At 40.4% G+C, this 16,350-nt stretch carries 21 protein-coding genes and 1 other RNA gene; 18 read left to right on the forward strand and 4 right to left on the reverse strand.

Translation table 11 applies throughout. From position 1 onward, the window contains the following. Window positions 1-26: 26 nt before the first annotated feature. The 8 genes from tpiA to ssrA all read left to right on the forward strand — a co-directional run bounded on the left by tpiA (window position 27) and on the right by ssrA (window position 8,407). Window positions 27-788, forward strand: a complete 762-nt coding sequence (tpiA, locus tag ACJ004_RS10025) for a triose-phosphate isomerase (protein WP_410892776.1) — start codon at window positions 27-29, stop codon at window positions 786-788. Beyond that, window positions 781-2,313 (forward strand): 2,3-bisphosphoglycerate-independent phosphoglycerate mutase, encoded by a 1,533-nt coding sequence (gene gpmI / locus ACJ004_RS10030; RefSeq protein WP_410892777.1) that lies wholly within the window; start codon window positions 781-783, stop codon window positions 2,311-2,313. The genes tpiA and gpmI overlap by 8 nt, the downstream gene beginning before the upstream one ends. A gap of 36 nt (window positions 2,314-2,349) precedes the next feature. After that, a complete protein-coding gene (gene eno / locus ACJ004_RS10035; RefSeq protein WP_410892778.1) occupies window positions 2,350-3,648 on the forward strand; it encodes a phosphopyruvate hydratase in 1,299 nt (432 codons plus the stop codon). Between the two features lie 151 nt (window positions 3,649-3,799). After that, window positions 3,800-4,033, forward strand: coding sequence for a preprotein translocase subunit SecG (gene secG, locus ACJ004_RS10040; RefSeq protein ID WP_410892779.1), 234 nt, complete (start codon window positions 3,800-3,802; stop codon window positions 4,031-4,033). A 147-nt stretch (window positions 4,034-4,180) separates the two neighbouring features. Continuing rightward, window positions 4,181-4,927: an alpha/beta hydrolase gene (locus ACJ004_RS10045; RefSeq protein WP_410892780.1), complete on the forward strand. Its 747-nt coding sequence runs from the start codon at window positions 4,181-4,183 to the stop codon at window positions 4,925-4,927. 26 nt (window positions 4,928-4,953) lie between these two features. Continuing rightward, window positions 4,954-7,320, forward strand: coding sequence for a ribonuclease R (gene rnr / locus ACJ004_RS10050; RefSeq protein WP_410892781.1), 2,367 nt, complete (start codon window positions 4,954-4,956; stop codon window positions 7,318-7,320). 92 nt (window positions 7,321-7,412) lie between these two features. Continuing rightward, window positions 7,413-7,880 carry an SsrA-binding protein SmpB gene (gene smpB / locus ACJ004_RS10055; protein ID WP_410892782.1) on the forward strand — a complete coding sequence of 156 codons (468 nt, stop codon included), beginning with the start codon at window positions 7,413-7,415 and terminating at the stop codon, window positions 7,878-7,880. 192 nt (window positions 7,881-8,072) lie between these two features. Continuing rightward, window positions 8,073-8,407, forward strand: a transfer-messenger RNA (tmRNA) gene (gene ssrA, locus ACJ004_RS10060). A gap of 332 nt (window positions 8,408-8,739) precedes the next feature. Here ssrA and ACJ004_RS10065 read toward each other — a convergent pair. Beyond that, window positions 8,740-9,147, reverse strand: coding sequence for an LAGLIDADG family homing endonuclease (locus tag ACJ004_RS10065; RefSeq protein ID WP_410892783.1), 408 nt, complete (start codon window positions 9,145-9,147; stop codon window positions 8,740-8,742). A 151-nt stretch (window positions 9,148-9,298) separates the two neighbouring features. Beyond that, on the reverse strand, window positions 9,299-9,961 hold the full coding sequence (locus ACJ004_RS10070) for a spore coat protein (RefSeq protein WP_410893073.1): 663 nt from the start codon (window positions 9,959-9,961) through the stop codon (window positions 9,299-9,301). A 197-nt stretch (window positions 9,962-10,158) separates the two neighbouring features. Between ACJ004_RS10070 and ACJ004_RS10075 the strand changes: the two genes are divergently transcribed. The 5 genes from ACJ004_RS10075 (at window position 10,159) to ACJ004_RS10095 (ending at window position 12,686) form a co-directional block, all read left to right on the forward strand. Next, complete coding sequence (locus ACJ004_RS10075; RefSeq protein ID WP_410892784.1) at window positions 10,159-10,731, forward strand: IMEF encapsulin system ferritin-like cargo protein; 573 nt, start codon at window positions 10,159-10,161, stop codon at window positions 10,729-10,731. A gap of 76 nt (window positions 10,732-10,807) precedes the next feature. Beyond that, on the forward strand, window positions 10,808-11,095 hold the full coding sequence (locus ACJ004_RS10080; RefSeq protein ID WP_410892785.1) for a hypothetical protein: 288 nt from the start codon (window positions 10,808-10,810) through the stop codon (window positions 11,093-11,095). Window positions 11,096-11,179: 84 nt separating this feature from the next. Next, complete coding sequence (locus tag ACJ004_RS10085) at window positions 11,180-11,425, forward strand: hypothetical protein (protein WP_410892786.1); 246 nt, start codon at window positions 11,180-11,182, stop codon at window positions 11,423-11,425. Between the two features lie 39 nt (window positions 11,426-11,464). Continuing rightward, window positions 11,465-12,313, forward strand: coding sequence for a family 1 encapsulin nanocompartment shell protein (locus ACJ004_RS10090; protein ID WP_410892787.1), 849 nt, complete (start codon window positions 11,465-11,467; stop codon window positions 12,311-12,313). Window positions 12,314-12,317: 4 nt separating this feature from the next. After that, window positions 12,318-12,686, forward strand: a complete 369-nt coding sequence (locus tag ACJ004_RS10095) for a 2Fe-2S iron-sulfur cluster-binding protein (protein ID WP_410892788.1) — start codon at window positions 12,318-12,320, stop codon at window positions 12,684-12,686. A gap of 42 nt (window positions 12,687-12,728) precedes the next feature. On the opposite strand, the gene ACJ004_RS10100 is transcribed toward ACJ004_RS10095, so the two are convergent. Further along, on the reverse strand, window positions 12,729-13,196 hold the full coding sequence (locus ACJ004_RS10100; protein ID WP_410892789.1) for a hypothetical protein: 468 nt from the start codon (window positions 13,194-13,196) through the stop codon (window positions 12,729-12,731). A 220-nt stretch (window positions 13,197-13,416) separates the two neighbouring features. Beyond that, window positions 13,417-13,743 carry a DUF192 domain-containing protein gene (locus ACJ004_RS10105; RefSeq protein ID WP_410892790.1) on the reverse strand — a complete coding sequence of 109 codons (327 nt, stop codon included), beginning with the start codon at window positions 13,741-13,743 and terminating at the stop codon, window positions 13,417-13,419. Window positions 13,744-14,033: 290 nt separating this feature from the next. Here ACJ004_RS10105 and ACJ004_RS10110 point away from each other — a divergent pair, with 290 nt between their 5' ends. The 5 genes from ACJ004_RS10110 (at window position 14,034) to ACJ004_RS10130 (ending at window position 16,320) form a co-directional block, all read left to right on the forward strand. Beyond that, complete coding sequence (locus tag ACJ004_RS10110; RefSeq protein WP_410892791.1) at window positions 14,034-14,207, forward strand: Flp family type IVb pilin; 174 nt, start codon at window positions 14,034-14,036, stop codon at window positions 14,205-14,207. Between the two features lie 46 nt (window positions 14,208-14,253). Beyond that, window positions 14,254-14,433: a Flp family type IVb pilin gene (locus ACJ004_RS10115; RefSeq protein WP_410892792.1), complete on the forward strand. Its 180-nt coding sequence runs from the start codon at window positions 14,254-14,256 to the stop codon at window positions 14,431-14,433. An 88-nt stretch (window positions 14,434-14,521) separates the two neighbouring features. After that, the gene (locus ACJ004_RS10120; RefSeq protein WP_410892793.1) at window positions 14,522-15,031 is read left to right on the forward strand and encodes an A24 family peptidase; all 510 of its coding nucleotides are present in this window, start codon (window positions 14,522-14,524) and stop codon (window positions 15,029-15,031) included. Beyond that, window positions 15,031-15,405, forward strand: coding sequence for a TadE/TadG family type IV pilus assembly protein (locus ACJ004_RS10125; protein WP_410892794.1), 375 nt, complete (start codon window positions 15,031-15,033; stop codon window positions 15,403-15,405). Before ACJ004_RS10120 ends, ACJ004_RS10125 begins: the two co-directional genes overlap by 1 nt. Further along, window positions 15,406-16,320, forward strand: a complete 915-nt coding sequence (locus ACJ004_RS10130) for a pilus assembly protein TadG-related protein (RefSeq protein ID WP_410892795.1) — start codon at window positions 15,406-15,408, stop codon at window positions 16,318-16,320. Window positions 16,321-16,350: the final 30 nt, after the last annotated feature.

Genomic DNA, 16,350 nt, shown 5'->3' on the forward strand with positions numbered 1-16,350 from the left:
CATGAACTATGAAAGGATGTGCCAGTATGCGTAAACCAATCATTGCAGGAAACTGGAAAATGAACAAAACACTTGCGGAAGCAAAAAGCTTTGCTGAAGAAGTGAAAGGGCTTGTACCTGCACCAGAAAAAATGGACTCTGTAATCTGTGCACCGGCATTATTTTTACAAAGTCTTGTAGAAGTGACAGAAGGAAGTAATGTGAAAATTGGTGCTCAAAATATGCACTTTGAAGAAAGCGGAGCATTCACAGGCGAAATCAGCCCGAAAGCACTTGCTGACCTTGCCGTACAATATGTAATCATCGGACACTCGGAACGCCGTGAAATGTTCAATGAAACAGATGAAGCGGTGAACAAGAAGGCTCTTGCTGCCTTTAAATACAACTTAACTCCGATTGTATGCTGCGGTGAAACATTAGAGCAACGTGAAAATGGTGAAACCAATCAATTAGTTGGTGATCAAGTGGCGAAAGCTCTTCAAGGTTTATCGGATGACCAAGTAAAACAAACAGTGATCGCGTACGAACCAATTTGGGCGATTGGAACTGGTAAATCTTCTACTTCAGCTGATGCGAATGAAGTTTGTGCCCATATCCGTCAGGTAGTTGCCCAACAATTCTCGCAAGACGTGGCCGATGCCGTAAGAATTCAGTATGGCGGCAGTGTGAAACCAGAAAATATTAAAGAATATATGGCACAACCAGATATTGATGGTGCATTAGTAGGCGGAGCAAGCCTTGAAGCACAATCCTTTTTACAACTACTGGAGGCAGGCAGCTATGAGTAAATCTCCCGTTGCTCTGATCATCCTTGACGGCTTTGGATGCAGGGGCGAAACAAAAGGGAATGCGGTTGCTCATTCAAAAAAACCTAACTTTGACCGTTTTTGGAGCGAGTATCCACATTCTCACTTAACTGCGTCTGGAGAGGCAGTTGGACTTCCTGAAGGACAAATGGGTAACTCAGAGGTTGGCCACTTAAACATTGGTGCAGGACGTATTGTGTACCAAAGCTTAACCCGCGTGAACATTGCGATTCGTGAAGGTGAATTTGAAAAAAATGAAACCTTTACAGGTGCGATGAAGCACGTGAAGAAAACTGGCACAGCCCTTCATTTATTCGGATTATTGTCAGATGGCGGAGTCCACAGCCATATTCAACATATGTTTGCCCTATTAAAGCTGGCAAAAGAAGAAGGCGTAGAAAAGGTATATGTGCACGCGTTCCTTGACGGCCGTGATGTCGGTCAGAAAACAGCGGCTAAATATATCCAAGAGACATTGGATAAAATGAAGGAATACGGCGTAGGTGAATTCGCAACAATTTCAGGGAGATACTACTCTATGGACCGTGATAAGCGCTGGGAGCGCGTCGAAAAATCGTACCGTTCTATGGTCTATGGCGAGGGTCCTGCCTACACGAATCCTTTAGAAGTGGTCGAAGATTCTTATTCTCATGGGATCTTTGACGAATTCGTTATTCCATCTGTCATAACAAAAGAAGATGGGCAGCCTGTTGCGACGATTCAGGATAATGATGCGGTTATTTTCTACAACTTCAGACCTGACCGTGCGATTCAGATTTCTAATACATTTACGAATGATGATTTTCGTTCCTTTGACCGCGGGCCAAAGCATCCGAAGGATCTTTTCTTCGTGTGCTTAACTCACTTCAGTGAATCGGTTGATGGATATGTTGCCTTTAAACCAACAAATTTAGATAACACCATTGGTGAAGTATTATCACAAAACAATATGAAGCAATTAAGAATTGCTGAAACAGAAAAATATCCACATGTTACGTTCTTTATGAGCGGCGGCCGTGAAGAAAAGTTCCCTGGTGAAGAGAGGATCTTAATCAACTCTCCGAAGGTGGCAACTTACGATCTTCAGCCTGAAATGAGTGCATACGAAGTTACTGACGCGCTTATCAAAGAAATTCAAGCAGATAAATTTGATGCGATTTTACTGAATTTCGCAAACCCCGACATGGTTGGGCATTCAGGTATGCTTGAGCCAACGATTAAAGCCATTGAGACAGTCGATGAATGTTTAGGGAAAATCGTCGATCTAATTCTCGAAAAAGGCGGTTCCGTCATTATTACCGCAGACCATGGGAATGCTGATGAAGTGATCACACTTGAAGGCGAACCAATGACAGCCCACACCACTAATCCGGTGCCGGTAATTGTGACAAAACAAGGAATTCAATTGCGTGACGGTGGAATCCTTGGGGATTTGGCACCAACTATGTTAGACTTATTGGGTCTTCAAAAACCAGCCGAAATGACTGGAACATCATTAATTAAGTAAACTAAGAAATCATTTAATTTAAGGAGAGATTTTATCATGCCATTTATTGCAGACGTATACGCTCGTGAAGTATTAGATTCCCGTGGTAACCCTACTATTGAAGTTGAAGTTTTTACTGAATCAGGTGCATTTGGCCGCGCTATGGTACCAAGTGGTGCTTCCACTGGTGAATATGAAGCTGTTGAACTACGTGACGGTGACAAAGAACGTTACCTTGGTAAAGGTGTTATAAAAGCAGTTGACAACGTAAACGAAATTATCGCGCCACATCTTATTGGCGAAGAATTCAGCGTATTAGACCAAGTTTCTGTTGACCAAGCTTTAATCGAGCTTGATGGAACAGAAAACAAAGGTAAATTAGGTGCAAACGCAATCCTAGGTGTGTCAATGGCCGTTGCTCATGCTGCAGCTAACTATCTAGATATTCCTTTATATCAATACCTTGGCGGTTTCAATTCAAAGCAACTTCCTGTCCCAATGATGAACATTGTTAACGGCGGGGAACATGCAGATAACAACGTTGATATTCAAGAATTCATGATTATGCCTGTTGGTGCTCCAAACTTTAAAGAAGCTCTTCGTATGGGTGCAGAAATTTTCCATACATTAAAATCTGTTCTTAAAGGCAAAGGCCTTAACACAGCAGTTGGCGATGAAGGCGGTTTTGCTCCAAACTTAGGATCAAACGAAGAAGCTCTTCAAACGATTGTTGAAGCAATCGAAAAAGCTGGTTACAAGCCAGGTGAAGAAGTAATGCTTGCTATGGATGCTGCATCTTCTGAATTCTACAATAAAGAAGATGGCAAATACCATCTTGCTGGCGAAGGTGTTGTGAAGACTTCTGCTGAAATGGTTGACTGGTACGAAGAACTTTCTTCTAAATACCCAATCATCTCAATCGAAGACGGTTTAGATGAAAATGACTGGGAAGGTCACAAACTTTTAACTGAACGCCTTGGCAAAAAAGTTCAATTAGTTGGTGATGATTTATTTGTTACCAATACACGTAAACTTGCTGAAGGTATTGAAAAAGGAATTGGTAACTCAATCCTTATTAAAGTGAACCAAATCGGTACGCTTACTGAAACATTTGATGCGATTGAAATGGCTAAGCGCGCTGGTTACACAGCCGTAATTTCTCACCGCTCTGGTGAAACAGAAGACAATACTATTGCTGACATTGCTGTTGCAACAAATGCAGGCCAAATCAAAACTGGTGCACCTTCTCGTACAGATCGTGTGGCAAAATACAACCAATTGCTTCGCATTGAAGATCAATTAGGTGAAACAGCTCAATATCTTGGGAAGAAAACATTCTATAACCTAAGCAAATAATTTTGTCATAATCAAAAGCACACATTTTCTGATGTGTGCTTTTTTGATTCAACGGGACTCGTGTTGTCACAATAACTACTATTGTCATGAGGGACAAAGTGTGATAAATTTAATATACTGTGAATTGTACGACTAACAGGAGGTGGCCTTTATGCATACATTTTTAGTAATTTTATTAGTAATCGTAAGTATCGGACTTATTGGTGTTGTTATCCTTCAATCAGGTAAAAGTGCCGGATTATCTGGTGCCATTTCTGGTGGTGCAGAATCTCTATTTGGTAAGCAAAAAGCTCGTGGACTGGACTTGATTCTACAACGTATTACGATTGTATTAGCAATATTGTTTATCCTGCTTGCTATTGCAGTGACTTACTTTAAAATCTAATCCTTCACACACAAACCTGGCCAGAGCGGTCAGGTTTTTTGTTTAACTTGTAAAATTATTCCCTGATGTGTAAGCCATTTTTCTGGAATGTTCACCAACGCTTTGCTAAAACTAAATTAAGTGAATTGAAATTAAGGAGTTTTTATCATGAAAGTTACTATACCTAAGCCATTTACTTTCAAAGGAGGAAAAAGGGCCGTTCTTCTCTTACACGGATTTACTGGAAACTCAGCAGATGTCAGGATGCTGGGGCGTTTTTTAGAAAAAAAAGGCTATACTTGTCATGCCCCACACTATAAAGGCCATGGAGTACCTCCTGAAGAGCTAGTTCATACAGGGCCTGAAGATTGGTGGCAGGATGTTATTAATGGCTATGAATTTTTAAAAAATAAAGGCCACTCAGAAATCGCCGTGGCAGGATTATCCCTTGGTGGCGTATTTTCTTTGAAATTGGGATACACTGTACCTATAAAAGCTATTATACCAATGTGCGCACCGATGCATATAAAAAGTGAAGAGGTCATGTACGAAGGAATTCTTGAATACGCTCGTGAATTTAAAAAACGTGAAGGAAAATCAAACGAGCAAATCGAAATGGAAATGAACGAGTTTAAGAAAACACCAATGAAAACGTTAAAGGCCTTACAGGCATTGATTGCAGATGTGCGTGAAAATGTGGATATGATTTATGCGCCCACATTTGTCGTTCAGGCGCGTCATGACAAAATGATTAACACCGAAAGTGCGAACATTATTTATAACGATATCGAATCAGTCGTTAAGGAATTAAAATGGTATGAAGAATCCAGTCACGTAATCACACTCGACAAAGAACGAGAGCAATTACATGAGGATGTTTATGCCTTTTTAGAAAAGTTAGACTGGCGCGATTAGCAAAGCAACTACAAAGGAGGATTAGTTTGGAAGATAATATACAAAAGCATATTGATAAGGTTTTACAATATATGAAGGATGAGGCTTATAAGCCATTAACTGTTCAAGAACTTGAAACAGCCTTCGGCATCCAAGACTCTAGTGACTTTAAGGAATTTGTCAAAGCACTGGTGCAAATGGAAGAAAAGGGCCTAGTGGTTAGAACGCGCAGTAACCGCTACGGACTTCCAGAGAAAATGAACTTAATTCGCGGAAAGCTGATCGGTCATGCCAAGGGGTTTGCCTTTGTCGCACCGGATGAACCTGGAATGGATGATATTTTTATCCCGCCAAATGAAACAAACACGGCGATGCATGGGGATATTGTCTTAGCACGTGTTTCCACGGAAAGCACTGGACAGCGCCGGGAAGGAAGTATTATCCGCATTATCGAACGCGGAGTCCAGCAAATTGTTGGAACGTATGTGGAAAGCAAAAGCTTTGGCTTTGTTATTCCTGATGATAAGAAGTTTGCTAGTGATATTTTTATTCCAAAGGTCGCTTCCAAAGGGGCAGTCGAGGGTCATAAGGTTGTAGTTAAACTGATCACCTATCCAGAAGGGCGTAAAAGTGCTGAGGGTGAAGTTATTACCATTCTTGGTCACAAAAACGACCCAGGCGTGGACATCCTCTCAGTTATACATAAGCATGGCCTGCCCATGTCCTTTCCGGATGAGGTGTTAAAACAGGCTAACGAGGTGCCTGACACCATAGCTGAGAGTGAATTGGCTAATCGCCGTGACTTAAGAAACGAAACGATTGTTACGATTGACGGTGCTGATGCCAAGGACCTTGATGATGCAGTTACCGTGTCAAAGCTTGCCAACGGCAATTATAAGCTTGGTGTCCATATCGCTGATGTTAGCTATTATGTAAAAGAAGGCACTCCGATTGACCTTGAAGCTGAAGAAAGGGCTACCAGTGTTTATTTAGTCGACCGGGTAATCCCGATGATTCCACATCGCTTATCAAATGGAATCTGTTCCCTAAACCCAAAGGTGGACCGTCTCGTTTTATCCTGTGAAATGGAAATTACCTCTGAAGGCGCCGTTGTTTCGCATGAAATTTTTCAAGCTGTGATTAAAACAACCGAGCGGATGACCTATTATGATGTGAATCTGATTCTTGCTGAAAATGATGAAGAAACTCGAGCACGATACGAACCGCTCGTACCAATGTTTGAAATGATGGAAGAGTTGGCGGCTATCTTACGGAACAAACGGATGAAGCGGGGCGCGATCGACTTTGATTTTAAGGAATCAAAGGTCTTAGTCGATGAAGATGGAAAGCCGACAGATGTGGTCCTTCGTGAGCGCTCGGTGGCAGAAAGGTTAATTGAAGAATTTATGCTTGCTGCCAATGAAACGGTGGCAGAGCATTTTCATTGGATGGAAGTTCCGTTTATTTACCGAATTCACGAGGATCCAAAGGAAGATAAGCTACGGAGATTTTTCGAGTTTATTACCAATTTCGGTTACATTGTAAAAGGGACAGCTAATGACGTCCATCCAAAGGCCCTTCAGGAAATTATTGAAGAGGTTCAAGGAAAACCAGAGGAAATGGTTGTCTCGAAGGTCATGCTGCGTTCGATGCAGCAGGCAAAATATGATCCAGAAAGCCTCGGACACTTTGGTTTATCTACAGAGTTCTATACCCATTTCACCTCGCCGATTCGCCGTTATCCGGATACAATTGTTCATCGGTTAATCCGGACCTACTTAGTCGAAGGAAAGCTGGATTCAGCCACACAGGAAAAATGGAATGCGCGCTTACCTGAAATTGCGGATCATTCTTCAAAAATGGAGCGCCGCTCGGTGGATGCCGAGCGAGAAACGGACGATTTGAAGAAAGCAGAGTACATGGAGGATAAGATTGGCGAGGAGTATGACGGCATTATCAGCTCTGTCACAAATTTTGGAATGTTTGTAGAGCTGCCAAATACGATTGAAGGCCTCGTCCATGTCAGCTATATGACCGATGATTATTATCGCTATGATGAGCGCCATCTCGCGATGATTGGTGAGCGGACCGGAAATGTCTTCCGGATCGGTGATGAAATTACCATTCGGGTAGTAAAAGTCAATAAAGAAGAGCGTGCGATTGATTTTGAAATTGTCGGCATGAAAGGTACACCTCGTCGCGAACGGTCGGAAACGCCAAAGGTTTTCAGTACGGGCAGCGATACCAAGAAGCCGCGGAGGAATAAACAGCAAGGCGGTGGCGGTCGTAGTCAAGGCGGCAATTCCAATGCCAAGTCTGAAGGCGGTAGCGGTCAAGGTAATAAAGCGAAGAAGAAACGAAAATTTTATGATAATGTGCCTAAAAACAAAAGTACAAAGCGGAAAAATAAATAATAGTTTAAAGGGAGCCTTCAATTTGGGGCTCTCTTTCAATTGTAGTGGCTTCTCTATTCTGCTAAAATAAATTTTAAGATGAGGTGAAGAAGATGCCAAAAGGTGAAGGAAAAGTTGTTGCGCAAAACAAAAAGGCTTACCATGACTATTTTATCGAAGAAACGTACGAAGCAGGAATTGTCTTGCAGGGAACAGAAATCAAATCAATACGTGCCGGAAAAGTAAACTTGAAGGATTCCTACGCAAGGATTCAAAATGGGCAAGCGATCCTGTTCGGGATGCATGTCAGCCCCTATGAGCAAGGAAATCGCTATAATCATGATCCATTAAGGACACGGGCGCTGCTTTTACATAAACGTGAAATTAATAAGTTAATTGGTGAAACGAAAGAAGCGGGTTATGCCTTAGTACCATTAAAGCTTTATTTGAAAAATGGTTTTTGCAAAGTGTTAATCGGACTTGCCAAAGGTAAGAAAAATTATGATAAGCGTGAATCCTTAAAGCAAAAAGAAGCGAAGCGTGAGATCGAACGTGCCTTCCGAGATCGTCAAAAGATGTAATCAGGTTCATTGAATGATGAACTGGAAATTATTTTACAAATAATTACAATTGAAAAATGCATCAAGTATGTTATAATAAGTTTGTCGCTAAGTTAGCGATGAGATACTTTGCTCAAGAACATTTGTTGAGCATCCTAACGTCTATAGCTTAAATCTTTCATTAGATTGCAGCTCCTTTTATTATGGGGACGCTACGGATTCGACAGGGGTAGTTTGAGCTTAGGTCGCGAGTCGAGGGGATCGGCCTCGTTAAAACGTCAAAGCCATAACTGGCAAAACTAACAACAACCTCGCTTTCGCAGCTTAATACTGCATAGCGGTTCCTCCCTCCATTGCCCATGTGGTAGGGTAAGGGACTCACTCTAAGTGGGCTACGCCGGATTCCACCGCCTGAGGATGAAGGAAGAGAACAACCAGGCTAGCTGACCGGACGCCGGTCGATAGGCAAAAGGCTCAGCGAAACACCAATATATCGACTACACTCGTAGAAGCTTAAGTGGCGATATCTTTGGACGTGGGTTCGATTAGTATTAGTCGCCTTGTGTGGTAACACACGAGTGAAAATCTGGCTTTATCGGTGAAACCTAAGTCACTTCATAGTGATAGGGCAATGCCGAGCGGTATGTGGAGTAATCCAACAGCCGTGTATCGACTTATAGGCTGCCATCGAAATGGGTAGTACTAGGATGCGAAATCCTGCCTTGAAGAGGCAAATTTATGATTCGCATAAGACGCCAGAGGACCTGTTTGAGACAGGTTCAAGATATAGTCAGTGCCATGACGAAAGCATGGAAGAGCACGTCCCACCGTCTCCACTACATAGTGGAAAAGAAAGGCCAGCAGAGATGCTGGTCTTTTTTTATATCTGAAAAAAAGCCTTTTCGAAGGCAATTTTCTTTTCTAATAATGCTTTGGTATATTTCCCATTTCTTGGTGTAACCATTTCATATTTTTCAAGTATCAATATGGCTCGATTCCTTTTTTTATCAACTCTTAAATAGGGTGTAACATGGTTTAATAAAAACAAAACAGTTTCTTTATTTTTAATACTGAGTGTAAATGAATCTTTATGTCGTTCAAGATTATAGTTTTTTTTATTAGTGATGGTTCCTTCTGTTAATGTCTGAAGATAAATTAATAATTCTTTATCAGTTGATGCAACGGTTATACATGGACGTCGATGTTCCTTTTCGTGCATTCTTGTTAATGTGATTGTACCTTCTCCATCAATAATACCTGCAATATAGGATGCTTCCCAGGATTCCATTTAAACGCCTTCTATGATTCTTTCTACATTTTTTGGAACGTATGTTCTTTTATAATCATATCATCTAAATAAGTGCTTTTCCAATTTTAAATAAAAAAACGAGCTATCCTATAAAAATTGGATAGCTCGTTATAACTTTTCTAGAAAATTTTTAATGACTCATATTAGTGTTCATATTCATATTCATATTCATATTGTTCGTTTGCGGCATTCCTTGGGCAGGAGCAAAGGCATTAAGCAGTTGAGTCATATCCTGCTGGGCAAGCTGCGGTACTTGATAGTAATGATGTTTATTTTGATAAATCGAGATTTCATAGGCCATTTCAATACAATTTGGAACAGAGTCAGCTAAGACACGACGGACAACTGGGTTGGTTACTTCTAACGCTGCCATTGTCTTCATCGATGCTCCCGATTTTACACATCCAAGCATCATGCTGGAAATGCACTCATCAGTAAGTTCAGAAACGGATTGGAGCGGCTTTTTCGGCTGACCTGCTTTCAATCCATAAACAAAGTCATTTCCTTGGTTCATTTTGTAGCTTTGTGTTCGTTTTGAAGGATCTTGTCCTGTTTTAAAACATTCTAAAGTAATGTTATATTCATCCTGCATAAATTGATATTGACGATCCAGAATATCAAGCAATTCTGGGTCTTTTACATGTTGGCGTAACATCATATATTGGTCTAATGTGCCGATTGCTCCGGATAGCACCTCATGGACATCGAATACTTCATGGCCTCCGTGATTTAATTGTTGAGGTATATTCCCTGTATGCATATTTTGGTGCATTTGTCCTTGTGGATTTTGCATCATTTTGTATCTCCTCCTAAAGGTATTGGCATAACCATATTTATTATGTTTCAAGCAAGAAGAGTTATGCTCTTAAATACTGTCAGTGAGCGCTTATTTGATTGTTAAAATACGGAAACTAATTACAACTAAATAGGTATTAAAAGCATATACTAGCGTCAATAATGACAGTAGTTGAGGAACTAGGGGTGCTTATGATGAAAGAGGAATTGACGATTTTTTATGAAATTTTTACGACAACCAAAGATGCCATTGAAAAATTTATGAATATGCTGGATCCGGTCATTCAAAATGCTACCGATGAACATGAACGGCTTTATTACCATCATATTTTTGAAGAAGAAGAGCAGCGGCTTTCCCGTTTAGTAGAGCTCATTCCGCTTATTAGTAGGTTTGAAAATGAAAAGGACGAGAAAGATTTTGCACCAACCAATAACGAATTTAATCGGCTCTTGCAGGAGTTGAATCTCGAAAAATTCGGGTTACATAATTTTGTTGAACACCTAGATTTAGCACTATTTCGGTTCACCGACGAGGAACGAAGCACCATGCTGAACCAATTACGGGAGGTATCCTACAAGGATTATCAGCAGGTAAAAGCGATGTTAATCGACATCAATAAAAGATTTGATAATGACTACATAGACCCGCATGCCCATCATGATCACGACCATGATCACTTAGACCGGTCAATTAACACAACAGCAGCTGCTCCAGTTGTGTCTTCTGCTATATATAAAAAGGGGTTTACTGTGGGGAGCTTAATTTAAGCATTCTTGATGTTTGGCGGAATAAGTGGTGAACTTGGCGGAATCCACCTCATGTTTGGCGGAATAACTCCCAGACTTGGCGGGATCCACGCCAACCCAGGCGGAATTACAACTGAAATCGGCGGAATTCAGCCTAGATTACCCCATCGGAGCTGCAGATGGCGGAATCTATCCCGAGTTTGGCGGAATAAGTCCCAGACTTGGCGGAATCCGCGTCAAACCAGGCGGAATTACAACTGAAATCGGCGGAATTCAGCCTAGTTTACCCCATCAGAGCTGCAGATGGCGGAATCTATCCCGAGTTTGGCGGAATAACTCCCAGACTTGGCGGAATCCACGCCAACCCAGGCGGAATTACAACTGAAATCGGCGGAATCCAGCCTAGTTTACCCCATCGGAGCTGCAGATGGCGGAATCTATCCCGAGTTTGGCAGAATAACTCCCAGACTTGGCGGAATCCACGCCAACCCAGGCGGAATTACAACTGAAATCGGCGGAATTCAGCCTAGTTTACCCCATCGGAGCTGCAGATGGCGGAATCTATCCCGAGTTTGGCGGAATAACTCCCAGACTTGGCGGAATCCACGCCAACCCAGGCGGAATTACAACTGAAATCGGCGGAATCCACCCGCCAAATGGCGGAATCAAACTCAATCGAATCACAAATCACCGCAATCCAACCAACAAACCCTAGCCGAAAAAAATAAACACGTAAACAGGAGAGGATAGAATAATGAACAAATCGCAATTATTTCCGGATTCACCTTTAACGGACCAAGAATTCGCCGAACTAGACAAAACAGTCATTGAATCTGCACGGAGACAGTTAGTCGGCAGACGGTTTATCGAACTATATGGCCCGCTTGGACGTGGGATGCAAAGCATTTCAAACGATATCTTTATCGAAAACCAGGAAGCAAAAATGGATATCCAAGGGTCCTTTGATACCACATTCGAAACGAGCAAGCGAGTAAACCATACCATTCCTTTGCTCTATAAGGATTTCATTCTCTATTGGCGTGATATCGAACAAACCAAGGTCCTCGATATACCAATCGATTTTTCTCCAGCAGCCAATGCCGCCCGAGACGTCGCTAATCTTGAAGATCAGATGATTTTTCATGGGGCTAAAGAATTTGATATCCCCGGCCTAATGAATGTTCAAGGCCGGCTGACGCACTTAATTGGAGAGTGGTATGAATCGGGAGCTGCCTTTCAGGATATTGTCGACGCAAGAAACAAACTGCTCGAAATGAACCAACATGGACCGTTCGCCCTTGTCCTATCACCAGAGCTATATTCCCTTATACACCGTGTCCATAAAGATACCAATGTGTTAGAAATCGAACATATCCGCGAACTTGTGACAGATGGCGTGTTCCAATCACCAGTTCTAAAAGGGAAGACTGGTGTTATTCTAAACACAGGACGGAATAACTTGGATCTTGCCGTATCAGAGGATTTTGATACAGCCTACATGGGTCAGGAAGGGATGAATCATCCTTTTCGTGTCTATGAAACCGTGGTATTAAGAATTAAGCGCCCAGGAGCCATTTGCACCCTTGAAGCAATCGAGGATTAGTCTATTGAACCATCGAGTTTTTACAGTCGGCTCGCTCATTCCTGGAAAAAGTGCGCCGGTTCGGAACTCTCCCATAAGTACTGTTTTTGAAAAAAGGAAATCAGAGGAAATCAAACCTGACCTAGAAAAAATAATCGTGGTACAAGGATCGAATAAATTTGAAATCACTCCTGTTAAAGGCAAATTACTTGATGCCGCTCTAAACCAAGGGAAGCCAATCAAATATAAATGCCAAAAAGGAACCTGCGGACAATGTACCGTACAGGTCCTGCAAGGTCCAGGATTATCAAAGCCCAATGAACAAGAGCATTTCAAGCTAGGGAATGAATTAAACAATAGCTACCGCTTGGCATGCCAGGCTGTCATTCTATAAACAAAAAAACGAGGTCCACAGCTAAGTGTGACCTCGTTTTTATTAGGCTAATAATTGAACTATTTTTTCTTCAACTGGAAATGGAAGCGAAATATTGTGGTTCTTCAATTCTTTTACACTGATATCACGGACAAGTTTCAACGCTTCTTTTTTAAATGAACTTGTTACAAAACCTGCATTCACTTCACATAACTTTTGCAAATATTTCAATGTATCATGCAACAAGTAATGTTTAATATAAGTATTATTCAGTTGACAAATTAATTTGTGCTCTAAGCCTTTAATAACAGCAATCTGATCAACATGGGCAATCACGTTTGCACCATCTTGGTCAATAAAACCAACAGAAACATAATGACCTTTTGAGATATCAACATTCGTAAACACGGGATTTAGATAGGTTTCACCCGATGATAACCGAATCGAATCAGCTTCAGCCGCACCGCCGATTTTACGTTGATTAGAAATAACCGTGTGAATATCCTTCAACCCATATAGCATGTTAAACATGTTCTATCCCCCTCCAATGTAATCTCTATATTTTTTATAATAAAGATAATGATAATCATTGTCAATGGGAATTAATAGCCTGATTATGAAAATTATTAGAATATTACGATTACCAAGTACGGTGGACCTACAAGAGGAAGCTTTTGGGAAGCGAAATCTTTATCAATGACAGACTCGATTCCAATTAATCCTTTGTCTGTTTCATCGACTGAAATACCGCTTATATCCTAATCATTTCTCCTTGTTTTAAACCTAACATTTTTACGGTTCCAGCTGGAAGCTCAATGACGGAGTATGCATTTTTGATAGGATTTATAAACCGCCAGGGTCTAAGTCCTTCCACCATTTTGACAATCCGTCCCTCTTTATTAAGAAACACAGCATCAATTTCAAAATTCATGAAGCACATATGAATAGAGTTACAAGGAATAATCCATAATCCCTCTTCCACCAATTGATCCTTCCGAAACATAAGCCCTTTTAATCTCTTGAAAAATGAATCTGCAACCTTAATAGAATAAGGAATTCTTTGTACTAATTGCTCCATTTTATTTACTCCTATCATGTTTTTTGTTCTATATATTGAATATACTAAAAAATGCATTTGTTCTCAATAGTGAAAATTGCAGAATGATGTCGTTTATTATTAAGAACATTTTTTTGAAAAATCTATTTACTTTTCGGACAAATGATACTACTATTATCTCAATGGTTGTTCACTAATGAGAACAAAAAGTAGATAATCGTAAAATATTTAGAACGATAATCTAGAAGGTAACGTTCGGTAAGATGAACAAATCTCAAAAAATATTAAATTAATTAGAGGAGGAAAAAAACATGTTACAAAAAATGAAGAATTTAGTAGTTGAAGAAGAAGGACAAGCTTTAACGGAGTATGGGTTGATTATTGCATTAGTATCAGTGCTACTAGCAGGAGTTCTAATTACGTTTAAGGGTGAATTAGCAAATGTGTTTACAAATATCGCTAATGCATTAAAGAAAACATCCTAATCTATTAAAATAAATTAAAAATAATGTGGGTTGGAGGAAATGAAGAATGTTAAAAAAAATGAAGAATCTAGTAGTGGAAGAAGAAGGTCAAGCATTAACTGAGTACGGTTTGATTATTGCATTAGTATCAGTTTTATTAGCTGGAGTCCTAATTACATTTAAAGGTGAATTAGCAAACGTATTTACAAAAATTAACAATTATTTAAATGGAACAACAACATCGTAAGAAATAAAAATATTACTCAATAATGTACATTAGAAGCCCTGCTTATATAAGTAGGGCTTAATTCTTAAAAAAACTGAGGTAGATCTCGATGATAATTATTATAGTCCTTGTAACAATTTTAATAACCTCATTTATCACAGATATAAGGAAAAGGAAAATCTTAAACAGTGTCACGATTCCTTCAATAATTTTTGCATTTCTTTATTATCTGAGTACCCAGGGGTTAGAAGGTTTTATTTTTAGTGGAAAGGGATTCCTCGTTGGATTATGTTTACTGATAATTCCTTATATGTTAGGTGGTATGGGTGCAGGGGATGTTAAGCTAATGGCTGCAATTGGGGCCTTAATGGGTACCAGTTTTGTTTTTTATTCTTTTATATATACTGCCTTGATTGGTGGATCCATTGCTTTTGGACTTATTTTAAAACAAAGAGGAATTGTCAATTCGATGAAATCATTTTTTTATACCATGGTGTTTTTTCGAAGTAATCTCGGTTCAATGCTACTGACTAAAGAAAAGGATTCAAGTATTTCATTCCCTTATGGGGTTGCCATTACCCTAGGAACATTATGTGCACTTGTCTGGGGGGGGTATTAATGAAATCAGAAAAAGGACAATCGCTCGTTGAGTTTGCGTTGATAGTACCTCTGTTAATTATTTTGTTATTTGGAATTATCGATTTTGGGAGAATTTTTCATGTGTATCTAACCATTGATCATGCAGGAAGAGAAGCTGCACGTGCAGCAAGCATAGGCAAAGATGACACAACAGTTATCAATACTGCTGTTAATGATGCAGCCAGTATAGGCTTAACAGCGGGTAGAGTAGGTGTCAGTCCAAGTGGGTCTAGAGCCTCTGGAACTAATGTTACTATTACAATCAACTATCCTATTGATTTTCTAACCCCGGTGATTGGAAACATTGTTGGGCCAATTACATTAACAGATACCACGGTGATGAGGGTGGAGTAAATGAGGAGAATTTTAAGATTATTAAATTTGCGTGACGAAAGCGGTGCAGTTCTTGTAATAGTGGCTATTTCAATGGTTGCTCTTCTAGGAGTCACTGCTTTAGCGATAGATGGAGGCAGGCTATACTCGGAAAAAAGCAAGCTGCAAAAAGCTTTAGATGCAGCTGTTCTTGCAGGAGCTCAGGGATTAACATCGGGTGAAGCACAAGCTATCGAGATTGCTCAAGAAGTATCACAAAAAAATGGCTTTCCGCTTACCGAAGACGATCTATCTTTAACAAGCGATTCAATTAGGGCGACTAAACAAATTAATGTTCCGCTTACTTTTGCAAGGGTATTAGGAATGAATAATACAGATGTTAATGCTAAAGCAAAGGCAATCATCGCCCCGTTAAAAAAGGGATACGGGATTGCTCCAATTGCGGTTGATTATAATTCAGTTCCTGACGTTACGGAATTAAATTGTGGTAATACAGGAGCCCACCATGGTAACTGCGGATTTCTTGATATTGATGGGAATGGAGCCGATGGTCTTGCGGATGGAATTAAGAATGGTACGACATTTGAAATAGGCACTGAAATTGCTGAAACAGAGCCAGGGGGGAAAGTTGGGCCAGTGCAAGACGCGATTCAATATTTAATAGATAGTGATAAAGATAAACCACAGTGTCAAAGCCTGAGTACTGCCGATAATTCCTGTGCAAGGCTCATAACAATTGTGGTCATTGATACATGGGAAAATGCTGATGGGAAAAGTACTGTGAAGGTCGTAGGATTGGCAGCTTATTGGATTGAAAAACTCGAAGGAAAAAGGATTATCGGACATTTTAAAGACTGGGTGGTTGCCTCAGGTGAAACTGGCAGCGGAACAGAAATCGGGGATTATAACCTATTTGGGGTCAAGCTTGTTGAATAAAACCGGATTGTCGATGAAATCGGGAGGACT

It is taken from the genome of Neobacillus sp. 204, assembly GCF_046562815.1.
Taxonomy (GTDB): domain Bacteria; phylum Bacillota; class Bacilli; order Bacillales; family Cytobacillaceae; genus Neobacillus.